This is a genomic window from Parageobacillus caldoxylosilyticus NBRC 107762, from assembly GCF_000632715.1.
GTDB classification, from domain to species: domain Bacteria; phylum Bacillota; class Bacilli; order Bacillales; family Anoxybacillaceae; genus Saccharococcus; species Saccharococcus caldoxylosilyticus.
On record NZ_BAWO01000011.1, the window covers coordinates 112291 to 128787 of the forward strand.

Annotated in this window: 14 protein-coding genes and 1 pseudogene; 3 read left to right on the forward strand and 12 right to left on the reverse strand. The window is 44.9% G+C overall.

The genetic code is table 11. The features are described from left to right. Positions 1 to 131 precede the first annotated feature (131 nt). From pulA to pepV, 5 genes are all read right to left on the reverse strand, one after another. On the reverse strand, positions 132 to 2279 hold the full coding sequence (gene pulA / locus GCA01S_RS04915; protein WP_042407698.1) for a type I pullulanase: 2148 nt from the start codon (positions 2277 to 2279) through the stop codon (positions 132 to 134). 161 nt (positions 2280 to 2440) lie between these two features. Next, positions 2441 to 3376, reverse strand: coding sequence for an NERD domain-containing protein (locus GCA01S_RS04920; protein ID WP_042407700.1), 936 nt, complete (start codon positions 3374 to 3376; stop codon positions 2441 to 2443). A 17-nt stretch (positions 3377 to 3393) separates the two neighbouring features. Next, complete coding sequence (gene thpR, locus GCA01S_RS04925; protein WP_017434914.1) at positions 3394 to 3963, reverse strand: RNA 2',3'-cyclic phosphodiesterase; 570 nt, start codon at positions 3961 to 3963, stop codon at positions 3394 to 3396. Continuing rightward, positions 3960 to 5150 (reverse strand): MFS transporter, encoded by a 1191-nt coding sequence (locus GCA01S_RS04930; protein ID WP_042407701.1) that lies wholly within the window; start codon positions 5148 to 5150, stop codon positions 3960 to 3962. The genes thpR and GCA01S_RS04930 overlap by 4 nt, the downstream gene beginning before the upstream one ends. Before the next feature lie 82 nt (positions 5151 to 5232). Beyond that, the gene (gene pepV, locus GCA01S_RS04935) at positions 5233 to 6645 is read right to left on the reverse strand and encodes a dipeptidase PepV (protein WP_042407703.1); all 1413 of its coding nucleotides are present in this window, start codon (positions 6643 to 6645) and stop codon (positions 5233 to 5235) included. 262 nt (positions 6646 to 6907) lie between these two features. Here pepV and GCA01S_RS19190 point away from each other — a divergent pair, with 262 nt between their 5' ends. Beyond that, positions 6908 to 7129 carry a DeoR family transcriptional regulator gene (locus tag GCA01S_RS19190; RefSeq protein ID WP_015864852.1) on the forward strand — a complete coding sequence of 74 codons (222 nt, stop codon included), beginning with the start codon at positions 6908 to 6910 and terminating at the stop codon, positions 7127 to 7129. Between the two features lie 190 nt (positions 7130 to 7319). Here the strand turns inward: GCA01S_RS19190 and GCA01S_RS04940 are convergent, their stop codons facing one another. Continuing rightward, a complete protein-coding gene (locus GCA01S_RS04940; protein WP_017434911.1) occupies positions 7320 to 8042 on the reverse strand; it encodes a pseudouridine synthase in 723 nt (240 codons plus the stop codon). A gap of 111 nt (positions 8043 to 8153) precedes the next feature. Between GCA01S_RS04940 and GCA01S_RS04945 the strand changes: the two genes are divergently transcribed. Next, on the forward strand, positions 8154 to 8375 hold the full coding sequence (locus tag GCA01S_RS04945; protein WP_017434910.1) for a hypothetical protein: 222 nt from the start codon (positions 8154 to 8156) through the stop codon (positions 8373 to 8375). A gap of 20 nt (positions 8376 to 8395) precedes the next feature. On the opposite strand, the gene GCA01S_RS04950 is transcribed toward GCA01S_RS04945, so the two are convergent. Next, a complete protein-coding gene (locus GCA01S_RS04950) occupies positions 8396 to 10024 on the reverse strand; it encodes a putative polysaccharide biosynthesis protein (protein ID WP_042407706.1) in 1629 nt (542 codons plus the stop codon). Positions 10025 to 10148: 124 nt separating this feature from the next. Between GCA01S_RS04950 and GCA01S_RS04955 the strand changes: the two genes are divergently transcribed. Then, positions 10149 to 11423 (forward strand): BaiN/RdsA family NAD(P)/FAD-dependent oxidoreductase, encoded by a 1275-nt coding sequence (locus GCA01S_RS04955; RefSeq protein WP_042407707.1) that lies wholly within the window; start codon positions 10149 to 10151, stop codon positions 11421 to 11423. 9 nt (positions 11424 to 11432) lie between these two features. Here the strand turns inward: GCA01S_RS04955 and GCA01S_RS04960 are convergent, their stop codons facing one another. The 5 genes and pseudogenes from GCA01S_RS04960 to leuS all read right to left on the reverse strand — a co-directional run bounded on the left by GCA01S_RS04960 (position 11433) and on the right by leuS (position 16490). Next, positions 11433 to 11612 carry a sporulation protein Cse60 gene (locus tag GCA01S_RS04960; protein ID WP_017434907.1) on the reverse strand — a complete coding sequence of 60 codons (180 nt, stop codon included), beginning with the start codon at positions 11610 to 11612 and terminating at the stop codon, positions 11433 to 11435. Between the two features lie 81 nt (positions 11613 to 11693). Next, positions 11694 to 11842: pseudogene (locus GCA01S_RS19195) on the reverse strand (peptidase M4 family protein); the annotation flags it as partial. Between the two features lie 240 nt (positions 11843 to 12082). Continuing rightward, positions 12083 to 13357: a helix-turn-helix domain-containing protein gene (locus GCA01S_RS04965; RefSeq protein WP_042407712.1), complete on the reverse strand. Its 1275-nt coding sequence runs from the start codon at positions 13355 to 13357 to the stop codon at positions 12083 to 12085. 350 nt (positions 13358 to 13707) lie between these two features. Continuing rightward, positions 13708 to 14022 carry a rhodanese-like domain-containing protein gene (locus tag GCA01S_RS04970; protein ID WP_017434904.1) on the reverse strand — a complete coding sequence of 105 codons (315 nt, stop codon included), beginning with the start codon at positions 14020 to 14022 and terminating at the stop codon, positions 13708 to 13710. 50 nt (positions 14023 to 14072) lie between these two features. Further along, positions 14073 to 16490, reverse strand: coding sequence for a leucine--tRNA ligase (gene leuS, locus GCA01S_RS04975; protein ID WP_042407714.1), 2418 nt, complete (start codon positions 16488 to 16490; stop codon positions 14073 to 14075). Positions 16491 to 16497 lie beyond the last annotated feature (7 nt).

Here is a 16497-nt window from a genome sequence, read left to right on the forward strand (position 1 = left end):
AGTTTTCATACAGTTTCTGTAAATAAAAAGGACGGCTGAATCACGTCCTTATCCGTTCATTTTACTTGTATTATACTGAAATATGGTCACTTCTTGCAAATATTTTATGTCAATTGTAAAAAACAGGAAAGTCACATTTGTTTCACAAGCACCCACGTTCCGATTCCATCGACTCTTATTTTTTTCTGCACAGAAAACAGCGGCGCCGTTCCGCTGCGAACCTCGTCGCAAAGCACATACCATTTATCTTCATCGGGAAGAAACACATCTTGCTTTTCCTCTTGATTATGGTAAATGACGACAATATCACGCCACGGCCCATATTGCTCCACACCGCGAAGATGATAAGCGATTATAGATGAAGGCATTGGTTCAAGAAAAAAAAGGTAATGATTTATTTCCTCGTCAGTAGAAAATCGAAAAGCGCGATGGGATTTCCGCAGTTCAATCAGCCCTTGAATGTAGCGGATATCATCTTCATGCTCGCTCTTTCGGACCCAGTCAATTTGATTAATCGAATCAGGAGCATTATAGCTGTTGTCTATTCCTTGTTTTGTTCGGTAAAACTCCTGCCCGCTATGCAAAAATGGAATTCCTTGCGAGAGCAGAACGATCGCGGTTGCCAATTTTTGCCGTTTCTTCCGCGTTTGTTCATTTTCATGACCGTTTGCTGCCTCCATTTTATCCCAAAATGTATGGTTATCATGACATTCGACATAATTAACGGTTTGCAGCGGATGAAGAAACATTCCTCCTTTTTTGCGGGTGCTTCCGCTAATTGCCACTTTCACCTTTTCCCGATGATCGCAATTGCCAAGGGCGAATCCTCTGTCAAGCAGCTGAAATGTGCTCCCTTTGACACTATCGCGAAAATAATCGTTAAAATAGCCGATGCGCGGCAGCTGTTCGGCATTATGCATTGTTGCTTTTTGCTTGGACGGAAGCGGTGTCGGCAAATCCCATCCTTCTCCAAATACAAGAATGAACGGGTCTAGCGCATCGAGCGTTTCGCGAACTGCTTTCATTGTTTCTATATCTAAAATTCCCATTAAATCAAAACGGAATCCATCTACATGGTACTCCTCTGCCCAAAAACGAACCGAGTCCACGATCCATTTTCGCACCATTTTCCGTTCGGAAGCAATATCATTTCCAACTCCAGTGCCATTAGCGGGATTGCCGTACTCATCATAACGGAAGTAATATCCTGGAACAATTTTCTCGAAGGAAGACTGTTCCCGTATATAAACATGGTTGTAGACCACATCCATAATGACGCGGATGCCGTATTCCTGCAGCGTATGAATCGCGCGTTTCAACTCGCAAATGCGCGCATAAGGGTCCGTTGGATCGGTCGCATAGCTTCCTTCTGGTGCATTATAATGAACCGGATTGTAGCCCCAGTTATATTGCCGTAGCGGGTCGCGTTCGTCGATTCCGGCAAAATCGTTAAATGGAAGCAGTTCGACATGTGTGATACCCAACTCTTTTAAATAAGAAAGCCCGGTTGTCGTATGATTTGGCCCCTTTGTATTGAGTTCGGTCAATCCTAAATATTTTCCTTTATGGACTACGCCGCTGTCCGGATGAATCGTAAAATCGCGGATATGCATTTCGTAAATAATCGCGTCAGTCGGTGAAGAAAGCGGAGGGAGAGGCGGCTTTTCCGTTCGTGTCTTCGCTAAATCGACAATCACTCCATACCCCCCGTTGACAGAGACGGCCACCGCATACGGATCCACCGCTTCGCGCCAAATTTTGTTTACACATACGACATAAGTGTAATACATTCCTTCCAAATCGCCGCATACAGTTGCCGTCCATACCCCTTTTTCCAGCCGTTTTAGCGGTATATAATCCACTTCGTTCGTTTGCGGTTGAACCAGCTTTACTTTTGCCTCTGTCGCCGTCGGCGCCCAAACGCGAAAAGTCGTTTCCTTCTTTGTATACACGACGCCTAAATCGCCGTCATAAAAAAATTGCTCATCAAATGCCGCTGTCCGCACGACCGCGCCAATTTGCAAATCGGTCGCTTCTCCTTGATGATCATAAAGAAGATATTCCCTTCCTATTTCAATCGGAATCGGACATAAACATTCGTATTTCACGCTTTCCCCTAAATCCGTTTTTCGCTCTATGGTTAAAGGATGTCGCTCCCCGTATGGCATTCCTAGCGTAAATGTTTGCATTTCTCCATTGAAATACGACTTCGGCACTAACACCGTCACCACATTCATCGCATCTAAATATGCAGCAAAATTCCGATTTATCTGAAGCAACTCTGCTCACCTCTCTTTTGGTGCAGGCTGTGTTATTATCATACGTGAAAGAAGAAATGCGGTGCCAAGGAAACGGATGACAACTGTAGCCATCTTGTATATCGGAGAAATTGATATGTAAGCAAAATATAAACAATAAATAAAAAAAGGTGTAATTAGCTTTACACCTTCTCCTCATCCGTATTCCAAGCGGTTCGGATATCATAATGGCTATAGCAGTGACTCAACAGCGAAGAAGCTGCTTTTAACTGGACATGCTTTAGCGGGAGTGTTAATTCCCTTAATGCTGAAAACCAGCGCGCATAATTTCGTTTATCAATGTATTGGACACCGCTAAGAGAATGGCGGGCATCGATATAGCCGTAGCGATTGATTACCGCTTTCCTCACAGGGAAATCGATATGATACCGCTTATATATATCAACAACAATTTTCTCCATTCGTTGCAGTGCAATAACCGGATTGATTCTCCTTCTTTCTCCCCGCTTCGTCATCTCCGTCCAAAAGCGGTCGGAAGAAGCGATAATAATATTATCTTTTTCTCCCTCGACAAAAGTGATGCACCATGTTGTGGTCGGGCTCAGCAAAAGGATATCTAATTCGACTCGGGCGTTTTTTACTAAAAATACTGGCTTATATAAACATAGGTACGTATCGGGAAAACGCTGCAAAAAATACTTTAATGTTTCATCGTAGTAAAATTTTGATTCTACATTGGATTCATACCAAGCGGTAGAACTTGCCCACTTTAGCTGCATATGAAATAGTTCTTCTAAAAATAACATTTTTAGCTCATCAATATTGGCGGCCTTTATTGCAATATCGTTCTTATCAGCGCTTGAAACGTCCTCATCATCTTCCGATACGGAAGAACGCCGCACCCATTTTTTCATCCTCTCCAACAACGACGGCTTTTCCAGCAGCCATTCCCACGTTTCCTCCTGGACGGGAGCAGCATTGTTTCTTCGGCCAGTCTCCCATTGTTCTTTCGTTTGCTCCCATTGCTTTTTCTTTAGGCGAATAAATTCAGGAGCATAGTGATATACATCGGTTTCATACCGAGAAATATAATCTTGCAGCTTAATTAATTGCCCCACACTTGCACACTTCCTTTTTAAGAAGTTGCTTTTTCAGAAAACGGAAATGAAGCGATCGCCTCATACTTCGGCGTTCTGTCTAAATGGGTTTGATACAGCACGATTTCACGAACAGAAAAAGTCGCCGCTATCCTTGGTTTCTGTTTCAGCTCCTCCAGACGAAACGCCTCGCTTCCTTGCCATTTGCGGGCAATGGTAATATGTGGGGTAAATGGCCGTTTGTCTAAAGAAAAGCCGATGTCGGTGCAAGCCGTATACACATCACGCTGCAGCACCCACAGTTTCTCTTCTTTTTCCACCCCTTGCCATAAAATGCGCGGTGCGGTCCGGTCGCCAAATGTACGGATTTCCGATAAAGATAAAGAAAAAGGAGTGTGGCGTACCGCCACTTCGGCCATTTTTTCCCGCACTTCTTCCACTTTGGCCTGCGGAACATGTCCTAAAAACGCTAATGTAATATGATAATCTTCTTCGTGCACCCATGTCCGGAACGGAAAAGCAAAGGCGATTTGCTCTTTCCATTGGGCAATTTGCTTTTTTACTTCCGCAGCCATTGGAACCGCGATAAAATAATGTGTTTGTTTCATCTTTCTTCACCTGCAGAATGATTTTTTTTATTTAGCCAATGGATCGCGATTAATGACAACATGCCGATAAATGTACATACACTAAAAAATAAGTATACCGCTCCAATATGATAGCGATCAAGAAGATATCCGCCGATAAAAGTGCAAAACCAGGCTCCAAATCCGTTCCCGGCAGCAGAATAAAGAGATACGGCTGTCGCCTGCACATGCTTCGGAGCGATATCGCGTGCATATTGAAGCGCCGCTGGGATCGATAAACCGACGGAAAAACCTTGCGCAATCGTTGTGATATATACGAAAACAAGCGGTGGTTCCCAAAAATACAGGAACCAGCGCAAGCCTGATACTGCCGTGGCAAAAATGAAGAGCGGAATCAGCCCAAAGCGGCGGATCAGCCTATCCGTCATTTTCATAAACGGCGCTTCACTTCCCGCTGCCAGTAGAAAGGCAAATCCAATTCCCGTCAATGTTCCGCCAAGCTGCTTAATGAAGATGCCAAAATAAGAATTATTGGCTAAAATCGGACCAAAAATGAGAAACGTAGAGAGCAGCAATAGCAAAAAATGCGGAATGGCAAGCAGCTGTCTGACACCGCGAAGCGTTCCCGAATTCATCGTCTGGCTCTGTTTGGGAAGCCGCCAAGCAAGAAAAGCAGCTAATATGAGCATCAACGAAAACAAATAAAAAATAGTCATAAAGGCAAAATGGTCAGATAACCAGCCGCCGGCTAATACGGCGACCGCAAAACCGAGCGACCCCCATAAGCGAATCGAGCCGTAGCTGCCGCCATCTTGTTGTACGTGATGAAGGGCAATGCTGTCCGAAATCGGCACGATGGCGCTTTGCATCGCCGCAAGCAAAACCGCGATTACCATAAGCCAGCGATATTCCACGGCCAATGAATAAACAAATCCGGTGACTGCAGTGGCCCATAATGCAACGGTTAGTACGAAAACGGGTTTACGCGTATAATCGGTAACCATTCCCCAAAGCGGCTGGATCAACATCATCACTACCGGGCTAATGGACATAATTGCCCCGATCTCTGTCCCGGAAAGTCCAACCTCTTCTTGCAAATAGACAGATAAAAGCGGAAATAGCGCCCCAAAGGCGAAAAATACGAAAAAATAAAAAAGCGGAAATACACTCTTGCTGGTCGATTCCCCTCGTTTCAGCGTTACTTCCATGCCGCCTCTCCCATCCTTTTGAAAAAAAGCACCGCTCAACAAAGAGCGGTTATCTTTATCGTAACATAAATTTGGCAATTTTTCACTTTGCTAATTCATAAATAGCTTGAGCATAAATAGCCGTTGCTTTTAGCAAATCATCAATGATGATGTATTCATCTTTTTGGTGTGCTACGTCCGGACGGCCTGGGAACAGCGGCCCAAACGCGACTCCCGCTTTTAAGGAGCGGGCATAGGTGCCGCCGCCGATGGAAAGCAGCGTAGCGCGCTCACCGGTTTGTTCTTCGTATACACGCTGCAGCGTCCGTACTAATTCATGATTTTGGTCGACATAATGCGGTTTGGAGTCACTGAAATGCCCGACCGTAAAGCCATGCTGTGCGGCAACGGCTTCTAGTTTTTGTTTTGTTTGTTCTATTTCATTCGTAACCGGATAGCGGATGTTTAAGCCGATTTTTGCACCGCCTTGTCGGTCATACGATAAGATGCCGACGTTCACCGTTAAATCTTCGGTAATCTCATCATGGTAGGCAATACCTAGCTTGTTTCCGCGTGAATCAGCAAAGAAATAGTCGGTCACAAAACGGATAAATGACGCTGCCGGCGCATCCAGCTCGATACTCGAAAGCCATTTCGCCAGCCATAATCCGGCATTTTTTCCATTGTCCGGCTCCATCGCGTGCGCGGAAACCCCTTCTAGTTGAAAAGTGATTGTCTCCTCTTTGACAATGGCATTTCCTTTCATGTTTGCCTCACGCAAAAAATGATGATAATGCTTCTCTATTTTTTCTTTTTGTTCATCATTTACAGCCAATACTGCTTCGGCAAAATCAGGCACCATATTGTAACGGCGGCCGGAGCGGAACGAATACAGCTGAATTCCGCCTTGTTCGCTCATTTCGGTAAGCGGCTGACACAAATCGAGGTCGACAATTCCTTTTTCTGCATAAATAATCGGAAAATCAGCATCCGGAGCAAATCCCATCGTCGGCATTTCTTCATGCTTGAAATAATGGTCGACACAGCGCCAGTTGCTCTCTTCATCCGTTCCGATAATCATGCGCACCCGTTTTCGAAGCGGCAAACCGAGTTCTTTTACTATTTTCATCGCATAAAGCGCCGCCATTGTCGGCCCTTTATCATCAATGGCGCCGCGGGCATAGATTTTCTCATCGCGAATTTCTGCCGCAAACGGATCACTCGACCAGCCGTCCCCAGGCGGCACGACATCGACATGGCATAATATACCGATGAGCTCATCGCCTTGTCCCATTTCCAAATGTCCAGCCAGTCCATCGAGATTTTTGGCTGTAAAACCTTCCTCCTGTCCACGTCGCAACAAAAATTGCAATGCTTCATATACTCCTCGGCCAAGCGGTGCTTCCTCTGTGGCACTTTCTTCGTCAAGAACGCTCGGAATGCGTAAAAGCGCCTGCGTATCTTGAATCAACTCTTCTTTCCGCTTTAATACTTCTTCTAGCCAGTTGATGCCCACACCTACTCTTCCTTTCTTTTTCATTGCTCTTTGTTGTCAACGTAACACAAATGAATCAAGAAAGTCAAAGTTTTCTTTTTTTGCATTGATATTACAACTTCTTCACAAAATGTTTAAATATTTCGTTAATATCGGCAAATGGGTAGCATTTTTCATCTATTTTCGTGTAAAATGATAGTAAAAAGACAAAAAGATATAATCTCTCATCTTGGAAAAAGTGATGTTGTGCCATGCGAATTACGCAAAGATAGGGAGTGGTCTTTTGAAACCTTCAACACATCGTATGCTAACACGAATTAAATCGGTGTACATGTACATTAGCGAGAAGGGAACCGTAACGACGCAGGAACTTGTTGATGAGTTTGGCACCACCCCAAGGACGATTCAGCGCGATTTAAATGTGTTAGCGTATAACGACCTAGTTCGCAGCCCTAGCAAGGGCAAATGGACGACAACCAACAAGAAGGTGCGTATATCTTCTTAACGGATGTGGAGAAGAGAGAAAAAGGTGAGAGGTTATAGCGAGATAAGAATAAGCCTCAACATGCCAAAAGCAGAATATGTATTTAGTTTGCATATAAAAAGGAACCCAACCGCGGTTCCTTTTTTTTTCCTCTTTCACATTTTTCCTGGGAAGTCTTCCTTCCTCTAAACGGAATGAAAGGGGGAAAGATTCATGCGCGAAACTGTTTTAACATTTCCACCTCTTCATCGGTTAATTCGCGATATTGCCCGACATCCAGTGAGGGATCGAGAACAAGGGGCCCCATTTGAATCCGCTTTAAGTAAACGACCCGTTTACCTACCGCCCGGAACATCCGCTTTATTTGGTGGAACTTTCCTTCTGTGATCGTTACCTCTACATCGGAACGAAGCCCAGATTTTAAAATAACGAGCTCCGCTGGCTTCGTTTTGTAACCGTCATCTAACACCACACCGCGGCGGAATGCCGCCACATCTTCCTCTGTCACTGCTCCATCGATGACAGCAAAATACGTTTTTGGCACATGTTTTTTCGGCGAAAGTAATTGGTGGGCCAACTGTCCGTCATTCGTCAGCAATAAAAGCCCCTCTGTATCTTTATCCAGCCTCCCAACCGGGAATGGCAAAAACACTCGGTCTTCCTCTTCTAGCAGGTCAATGACCGTTTCTTCCACCATATCTTCTGTTGCCGAAATCACTCCTGGCGGCTTGTTCATCATTAAATAAATAAACTCTTTATACTCCACTTCTTCTCCCCAGACAGTAATGACCTGCTCAGTCGGGTTGACTTGTGTTTTCGGATCTTTTACCACAACACCGTCAATTTTGACAACCCCTGATTTCAGCATTTTTTTTACTTCTTTTCTTGTTCCGTACCCCATGTTGGCCAGCATTTTATCAATACGCAACCCCAATGTTTTCACCACCTTTTAAAAAATTTGCTTCAATTAGGCGTTTGTCTAGTCCGCATTCTTCCTATTTCCATACACTATGAAAGAAAAAAGAAGAAAGGAGATTGGCCCATAATGAATTATTATCTTCCAATGACAGATGATTATCGTCAACAACCTACTCAACCTTTTGGCCCTGGCTTCCCAGGAGGTTTCCCAGGGGGTCTCGGAAACATTCAGCAGCAACTGAATCGGATCGAACGGACGTTACAGCGTCATGAAGATCGTCTCAATCGTCTTAACCGTCGCTTGCAACGCGTCGAGCGCCGGCTTGGGCTCCCTTTTGAAGAATTTTAATCTTTTAGAAAAGAAGGCGGCTAAGAGACCGCCTTCTTTTCCTTTCTGCGCCGCAAAAATGCAAAGCGATCGCCAAACAGTGAGGCAAGCAGACCAAACCGATCGCTGAAAAAGAAATACACTCCTGCGCCGATAATTGCACCAATCGCGACGATCACGATCGATTCCACTGTTCCGCCACGATAATGAAGCATCGATTTCAAAAGCAGCTGTACAATCGCAACAAATATGGACATAAGCGCCGTTAATATTCCAATAAAAATCGTGCGGCGTATGACAAACTGATATCGGTATTTTGTGTATTTTTTAATAATCCATAAATTAAATATAACCGAAACCAAATAACCAGACATAGTCGCAAGTATCGCGCCAATCGTCGCAAATTTTGTAATAAGAAACGTATTGAGTAAAAGTTTCACGAAAAGTCCCATCGTTAAGCTGACGACCGAAAAACGTTGTTGATTAATGCCTTGCAGCATCGCCGCTGTCACGGAAAACAATGCGAACAAAATCGCAGTTGGCGCATACCAGCGCAACACTTGCTCTCCGAGCGGATCATGGCTATAAAACGCGGCATACACCGGCTCGGCGAGAACGGCCATGCCGACAACCGCCGGCAATGTTAAAAACATGATGACTTGAAACGTTTGATTTAAATATTTTCGCAGCGATTTTTGGTCTCTTTCTACATACGCCTTTGTGATGGTTGGAATGAGCGTTAAACTAAAGGAGGTGGCCAGCGTCACCGGAATCATCACCAATTTTTGCACCCACATATTAAAAACTGAGTAGGCGTGCTCCGATATCTTCCCGAGTCCGATACTGGCCATCGCATGGTTAAATGTAAACTGGTCGACTAGCTGGTAAAGCGACATTGACAGCCCGACAAATACAAACGGAGCGGCATACAGCAATAATTCTTTATACATTTCTTTTACGGAGAGCGTCACCTCACCGCGGTCCCTCGCTAATAACTTGTCCAAATACGGCTTGCGCTTCCACCAATACCAAAGAAGAACGATAAGTCCCCCAACCGCTCCGACAAAGGCGGCAAACGTCGCCACGCTAACAGCGGTAACGACAGAGCCGTTCAATACGCGCATCACCACATAGCAGCCCGCAAGCAGAAAAACGATGCGAACAATTTGTTCGACAACTTGGGATAAGGCTGTCGGTCCCATCGATTCATGCCCTTGGAAAAAACCGCGAATCAAGCTCATCACAGGCACGACAAGAAGCGCAAAGCTTACGGCACGAATGACCGTGACGACATCGTCAATAGAATTGACATTTGCCCGTTCATCAATGACAAACGGGGCAAGCCACGGCGCAATCATATATAAAATCGCGCACGACAAGATGCCGGTTAGCATCATGAATCGCAGGCCTGAACGAAACAGCTCGTAACCAAGTCGGTATTCTTCCAACGCATTATACTTGGACACGAATTTGGAAACGGCCAGCGGCAACCCTCCGGTAGCAAGGCTGAGGAAAATTTGGTACGGCACATACCCGTACCCGTAAAGCGCGCCGCCTCGTTCGCCAACAAGATGATAAAAAGGAATTACGTAAATTAAACCGAGAATCCGAGAAATCATGACACCAGCTGTCAGAATAAACGTTCCGCGCAATAATTTTGAGGTAGACATACGATCCCTTCCCTAATTTGATCACATTGAAAATGATAACTATGATATTTTATCATATTTTTGATCATGTCGAGAAATTTTCCCCCGCTCCATTATAATCAAGAAGGAAAGGATAGTGAAGAAAATGACATATGAAGTTGTTGTTATTGGGGGAGGGCCATCGGGATTAATGGCGGCAATTGGCGCTGCGGAACAAGGGGCAAAAGTGCTTCTTATTGAAAAAGGGAACAAGCTAGGGCGGAAACTTGCCATTTCCGGCGGCGGACGATGTAACGTAACAAACCGTCTCCCTGTCGAAGAAATTATTAAACATATTCCTGGAAACGGAAGATTTTTATACAGCGCTTTCTCCGAATTTAATAATGAAGATATTATTCGCTTTTTCGAACGGTTAGGCGTACAGCTAAAAGAAGAAGATCATGGTCGCATGTTTCCGGTGACCGATAACGCGCAATCGGTTGTACAAGCGTTAGTGAACGAGTTAAGACGGCTGCATGTAGATGTTTGGCTCAACACGCCGGTTGCTGATGTTGGGTACGAGCATGGAAAAACGATAGGCGTCACGCTAAAAACCGGCGAATTTATCGAAGCCAAGGCAGTCGTCGTCGCTGTGGGCGGCAAATCAGTCCCACAGACCGGCTCTACCGGTGACGGCTATGCTTGGGCAGAAAAAGCGGGGCATACGATTACCGAGTTGTTTCCAACCGAAGTTCCGATTACATCAAAGGAACCGTTCATTCAAGAACGGATTTTGCAAGGCTTGTCGCTGCGCGATGTCGCTTTAAGCGTCCTGAAACCAAACGGAAAACCGATCATTACCCATCGAATGGACATGCTGTTTACCCATTTCGGCATTTCCGGCCCGGCCGCCCTTCGCTGCAGCCAATTCGTCGTCAAAGCACTGGAAAAGTATGGCAAAGATGCGGTTATGATGAGCATTGATGCGCTTCCTGACCACAATAAGGAAGAACTGTTTCAGCACATTGCCCATCTATGTAAAGAAGAGCCCAAAAAAGCGGTCAAAAACGTGTTAAAAGGCTTGCTGCCGGAGCGATATGTCTTATTTTTGCTAGAACAAAGCGGCATCGACCCGCAGGCGCCGGCCGCAACAGTGTCGCACGAAATGATTCGGACGTTTGTCCATCAGTGCAAACAGTTTACCTTTCACGTTCATGGCACATTGCCGTTAGAAAAAGCGTTTGTCACCGGCGGAGGTGTTTCGGTGAAAGAAATCCAACCGAAAACGATGGCTTCCAAATTCATGGAAGGTCTTTATTTTTGCGGGGAAATTTTAGATATTCACGGCTACACAGGCGGTTATAACATCACCGCAGCATTGGTGACCGGCCGGCTCGCCGGCGTCAATGCCGCCGCATACGCCATTTCCCACCGGACCTAATAGGCAACGTTAGGTCCGGTAAATAATCATTGCCGAAAAGCAGTAAATTTGTTCTCCTTCCGACTCCATCGCCGCCACGCTGTATTTGACGTCGATTAACTGTCCGTCTTTTAATCGTGATAAAAAATCGTTGACCGCTGCTTCCAAATCCTTTTCATGCTCTTTATCGAATACTTTGACTTTGTACATTTTTCTTCTCCCTCCGGTTTTTTCCTTTATTTCATCATTTTCACCAACTATGTAGAAATTCCTTCACGCCCTTTTTTCAAAAAATGCAAGGAATGTTTGTCCGCCTCTATCCCCGTACACCATCTGTGGACCGTTCCAAAACACGTTATGATAATCGCGGCTATAATGGATGGTGAAGCGGATCATTGCATGTTTCCACCATAATTGAGTCGGTTAGGCACGTTTTTGTAAATCATACGCACTTTCTTCATACAAGACTGATTGCCTATAAATAAAACGCTGGCTGTCCAAACAAAAAACAGCCGTCACCTATCGCCGGCTGACTTTTTGGCTATTTTACCATAGCGGTTGGCGGTGGAAATTGATCTTTGGCGACTTCTTCCGGCGCTTGGACATGGCCGAAAAAACTGGCACTCCTAACACCATTAACAATAACACGCTGATCATCGCTCTTTTTAAAACAATTCCTCCTAAATAGGTATAATTTTTTTTAGAAAATCATAGCTCATTTTATAATATTTGCTTGCTAGCTTATACTTGTGGCAGCGCTCGTAGTAGTCTGCTAAATACTCGGCGTATTGCGCCACATCTTCATATTTTTTGTGTTTTTGAAAATAGGGGATAACTTCATTTTTCATAAACATTTCGAATTCCTGTTCAGAAACATCGCGAGATAATAAATATTGATAGACGGTAAAATGAAGGTAATATTCATAGGAAATAGGTTCGGAATGCTGTTTTAAAAGCTGCAGGCTTTCTTCCACGCTTGCCAGCGCCTTGCGATAATTTTGCGAAACATAATATTCGCGAATAAGAGAAAATAACGTAATAAAGCGATCGGCAAGCGTAGCGTGTTTTTTATATACTAAACTATTTTCGTAGTGTCGAATCGCTTCCCGATGCTCCTTCTTCATCGATTTCAAGTAGCCCAAATTATGCTCAATAATGCCCAGCAGTTCAATATCGTTGACCATTTGCGCCGCCTTTTGCGCAAGGGAGTAACATTCGACCGCCTTGTCCAGCTCGCCGTACCTTCGATAGCAAATTCCTAGCAGCACATGACATTCCGCGCTTCGCTTTAAGTTATAATCTGCTTGGTAAATGGCTAGCGCGCACTGCACATAGTTGATGCAGCTTAACATTTTCCATAACCGGCTGTATGCAAGCGCTAACAAATAATACAAGTCTGCTTCTTCCCACTTTGGAAACGATTGAAGCCGAAACAGCTCCTCTGCCTTTTTGTAATACTCCAGCGCTTCTTCATATTTTTCTTTGCAATAATATAAAAGCCCGAAAAATTTGTAATAGTAGTATTTCATTTCATGGTCAAATGCATTGTACAATTCGCGAATCTGCATCATTGCGGCTTCAGCGGCGGAAATATTTTTCATGAACAAATAATAGCGCATCTCCATTAGTAGAAAATAAATATTTGCTTCCGCATCGTTAAAATACTCTATCATTTTCTTTATTTTTTCATACATTTCCGCTGCTTTCCATTCATTTTTATCTGTTATTGCCTTATACCATAACATTATTTGCTTCATCAGTTCATTCATCCGTTCGTGAAATAAGTTGTCAATCCCAAGCCGCTGACAAAGTAAGTGCAACACTTCTTTACTCGGCGTTACTTGGTTGTTTTCAATTTTCGACAAATACGATACGGAAATAATTCCTTCCGCCACTTCTTCTTGAGTCATTTCTTTTTTGAGACGGGTGAACTTTAAGCGATCGCCAATCTTCAATGAATATCTACCCCTTTGCCCATGTGTGCGAATAGTTTAAATTTAACGAAAATTATACAATCTTTTTATCGGGTTAGGAATCACCCATTGGTACTAAAGGGATAGAAAAAGAAACCGGTATCGCTCTTTTATGTCTTTTATTGTACTAAATCACGCTCTTTCGTTTATTGGGAAAATCAACGGGTTATAAGTGCAATCATTAGGAAAATATCGCCGTGTCGACGAAAAACGAGTTGCGACAAAAGCGGTTACCTTCTTGAAAAAACGCTCGGTCGCTTCTCGTAAAGAAACAACCGAACGCTTTTTTCTTTACTGTATCAAAAAGAATAGGATTCAGCCAAAACAATAGGCTATTTTTTTGGCACCGTATCTCCTTCCCATTCGAGCATCCCGCCGACCATATTGCAGACGCGGTAGCCTAATTCCTGCAAATAACGGCAAACGTTTTCGCTGCGCCGGCCGGAGCGGCAAACGAAAATATACTCCTCCTCTTTATTGAATTCATCGAGCCGGCTTGGAATTTCTCCCATTTTGATATGTTTCGCTCCAGGGATCATGCCAAGTGCGACTTCCTCATCTTCGCGTACGTCGACAATGTTCAGTTTTTCGCCACGATCAAGTCTTTCTTTTACTTCCGCCGCAGTGATTTCTTTAATTTCGTCCATCACTTCGTCTCCTTTCTATCGTATGCCCCTCGCAAAGGAGGGGCACTAGATTAGTTCGCTACAATATTCACCAATTTCCCAGGAACGGTAATGACTTTGCGCACCGTTTTGCCGGCGATATGCTCTTTAATTTTTTCGTCCTGCAATGCCATTTGTTCAAGCTCCTCTTTCGATAAATCCGCGCGCACATGCAGTTTCGCTCTTACTTTTCCATTCACTTGCACAACGATTTCAACTTCCTCTTCCACTAGTTTTGATTCATCATACGTTGGCCATGGCTCGTATGCGATCGTATCGTTATGGCCGAGTTTTTGCCATAGTTCTTCCCCGATATGCGGGCAAACCGGCGATAATAGTTTCACAAATCCTTCCATATAGGCTTTTGGCAGCTGCGGCGCTTTGTATGCTTCGTTAATAAACACCATCAATTGCGAAATCGCTGTATTAAAGCGAAGCGCTTCATAATCTTCGGTCACTTTTTTCACCGTTTGATGGTATACGCGCTCAAGTGTATCCGTTTCCGGATTGTCGACGATTTTCGGGTTCAGCTCTCCATTTTCTTCGACAAATAAGCGCCAGACGCGGTCTAGGAAGCGGCGCGCTCCGTCCAGCCCCTTAGTCGACCAGGCGATCGACGCTTCCAGCGGTCCCATAAACATTTCGTATAAGCGCAGCGTATCGGCACCGTGGCTTTCGATAATATCGTCCGGATTGACGACATTTCCTTTTGATTTGCTCATTTTTTCATGGTTTTCGCCAAGAATCATGCCTTGGTTAAACAATTTTTGGAACGGCTCTTTTGTCGGCACGACGCCGATGTCATATAAAAATTTATGCCAGAAACGCGCATACAATAAGTGAAGCACAGCATGCTCCGCACCGCCGATATACACATCAACCGGCAGCCATTTTTTCAATTTTTCCGGATCGGCCAGCTGCTTGTCATTATGCGGATCGATATAACGCAAATAATACCAGCAGCTTCCTGCCCATTGCGGCATCGTGTTCGTTTCGCGGCGCCCTTTTTTGCCTGTTTTCGGATCGACGACGTTCACCCATTCCTTGATATTGGCAAGCGGTGATTCTCCTGTACCGGACGGTTTAATTTGATCGGTTTTTGGCAGCTTTAATGGCAGCTCTTCTTCCGGCACCGGCGTCATCGTTCCATCTTCCCAATGAATGATCGGGATCGGCTCGCCCCAGTAGCGCTGGCGGCTGAACAGCCAGTCGCGGAGACGGTATGAAACTTTCTTTTGTCCTTTTCCATTGGCTTCTAGCCATTCAATCATTTTCTTGATCGCTTCTTCTTTGTTTAGACCGTTTAAGAAATCAGAGTTAATATGCTCTCCGTCGCCCGTATATGCTTCTTTCGCAATATCGCCGCCGGCGACAACTTCTTTGATTGGCAAATTAAATTTTTTCGCAAATTCATAGTCGCGCTCATCGTGTGCTGGCACGGCCATAATTGCACCAGTGCCGTAGCTCATCAGCACATAATCGGCAATCCAAATTGGCAGCTTCTCGCCAGTGACTGGGTGAATCGCATATGCGCCGGTGAATACTCCCGTTTTTTCTTTCGCCAAATCAGTGCGCTCAAGGTCGCTCTTGCTTTTAATCGCATCTAAATACGCTTCCACTGCCGCTTTTTGCTCTGGAGTCGTAATTTTTTCAACAAGCGGATGCTCTGGAGCTAATACAGTATACGTCGCACCAAATAGCGTATCTGGACGAGTGGTAAAGACGGTGAACGTTTCTTCATGGCCATCGACTTCAAACCGGATTTCCGCGCCTTCTGAGCGGCCAATCCAGTTGCGCTGCATTTCTTTAATGCTTTCCGGCCAATCTAACTCTTCCAAGTCTTCGAGTAAACGGTCCGCGTAGGCGGTAATGCGGAGCATCCATTGCCGCATCGGCTTGCGGATCACCGGGTGGCCGCCGCGTTCGCTTCTGCCGTTAATAACTTCTTCATTGGCAAGCACCGTGCCTAACGCCGGGCACCAGTTGACCGGGACTTCATCCATATAAGCGAGCCCTTTCTCATACAGCTTTAAGAAAATCCATTGCGTCCATTTATAGTAATTCGGATCGGTCGTGTTGATTTCCCGGTCCCAGTCGTACGAAAACCCTAGCGATTTAATTTGGCGTCGGAACGTATTAATGTTTTTTTCGGTAAACTCCGCCGGATCGTTTCCGGTATCAAGCGCATATTGCTCCGCCGGCAAGCCGAACGCGTCCCATCCCATCGGATGAAGCACGTTATAGCCTTGCATCCGCTTCATGCGCGCCAAAATATCAGTGGCGGTGTAGCCTTCCGGATGGCCGACGTGCAGCCCTGCTCCTGACGGATACGGGAACATATCTAGCACGTAAAATTTCGGCTTGTCATCGTCATCGACCGTTTTAAACGTTTTATTTTTTTCCCAATAATCCTGCCATTTTTTCTCTATTTCTCGATGGTTGAAGCTCATTGCCTTT

What these genes read in the sequence shown, in the direction of transcription:
- thpR (WP_017434914.1), bottom strand. Translation starts at nt 3,963, where the DNA reads ATGAAACAAACACATTATTTTATCGCGGTTCCAATGGCTGCGGAAGTA.
- GCA01S_RS04930 (WP_042407701.1), bottom strand. Translation starts at nt 5,150, where the DNA reads ATGGAAGTAACGCTGAAACGAGGGGAATCGACCAGCAAGAGTGTATTT.
- GCA01S_RS04945 (WP_017434910.1), top strand. Translation starts at nt 8,154, where the DNA reads ATGAATTATTATCTTCCAATGACAGATGATTATCGTCAACAACCTACT.
- GCA01S_RS04950 (WP_042407706.1), bottom strand. Translation starts at nt 10,024, where the DNA reads ATGTCTACCTCAAAATTATTGCGCGGAACGTTTATTCTGACAGCTGGT.
- GCA01S_RS04955 (WP_042407707.1), top strand. Translation starts at nt 10,149, where the DNA reads ATGACATATGAAGTTGTTGTTATTGGGGGAGGGCCATCGGGATTAATG.
- GCA01S_RS04960 (WP_017434907.1), bottom strand. Translation starts at nt 11,612, where the DNA reads ATGTACAAAGTCAAAGTATTCGATAAAGAGCATGAAAAGGATTTGGAA.
- GCA01S_RS04970 (WP_017434904.1), bottom strand. Translation starts at nt 14,022, where the DNA reads ATGGACGAAATTAAAGAAATCACTGCGGCGGAAGTAAAAGAAAGACTT.
- leuS (WP_042407714.1), bottom strand. Translation starts at nt 16,490, where the DNA reads ATGAGCTTCAACCATCGAGAAATAGAGAAAAAATGGCAGGATTATTGG.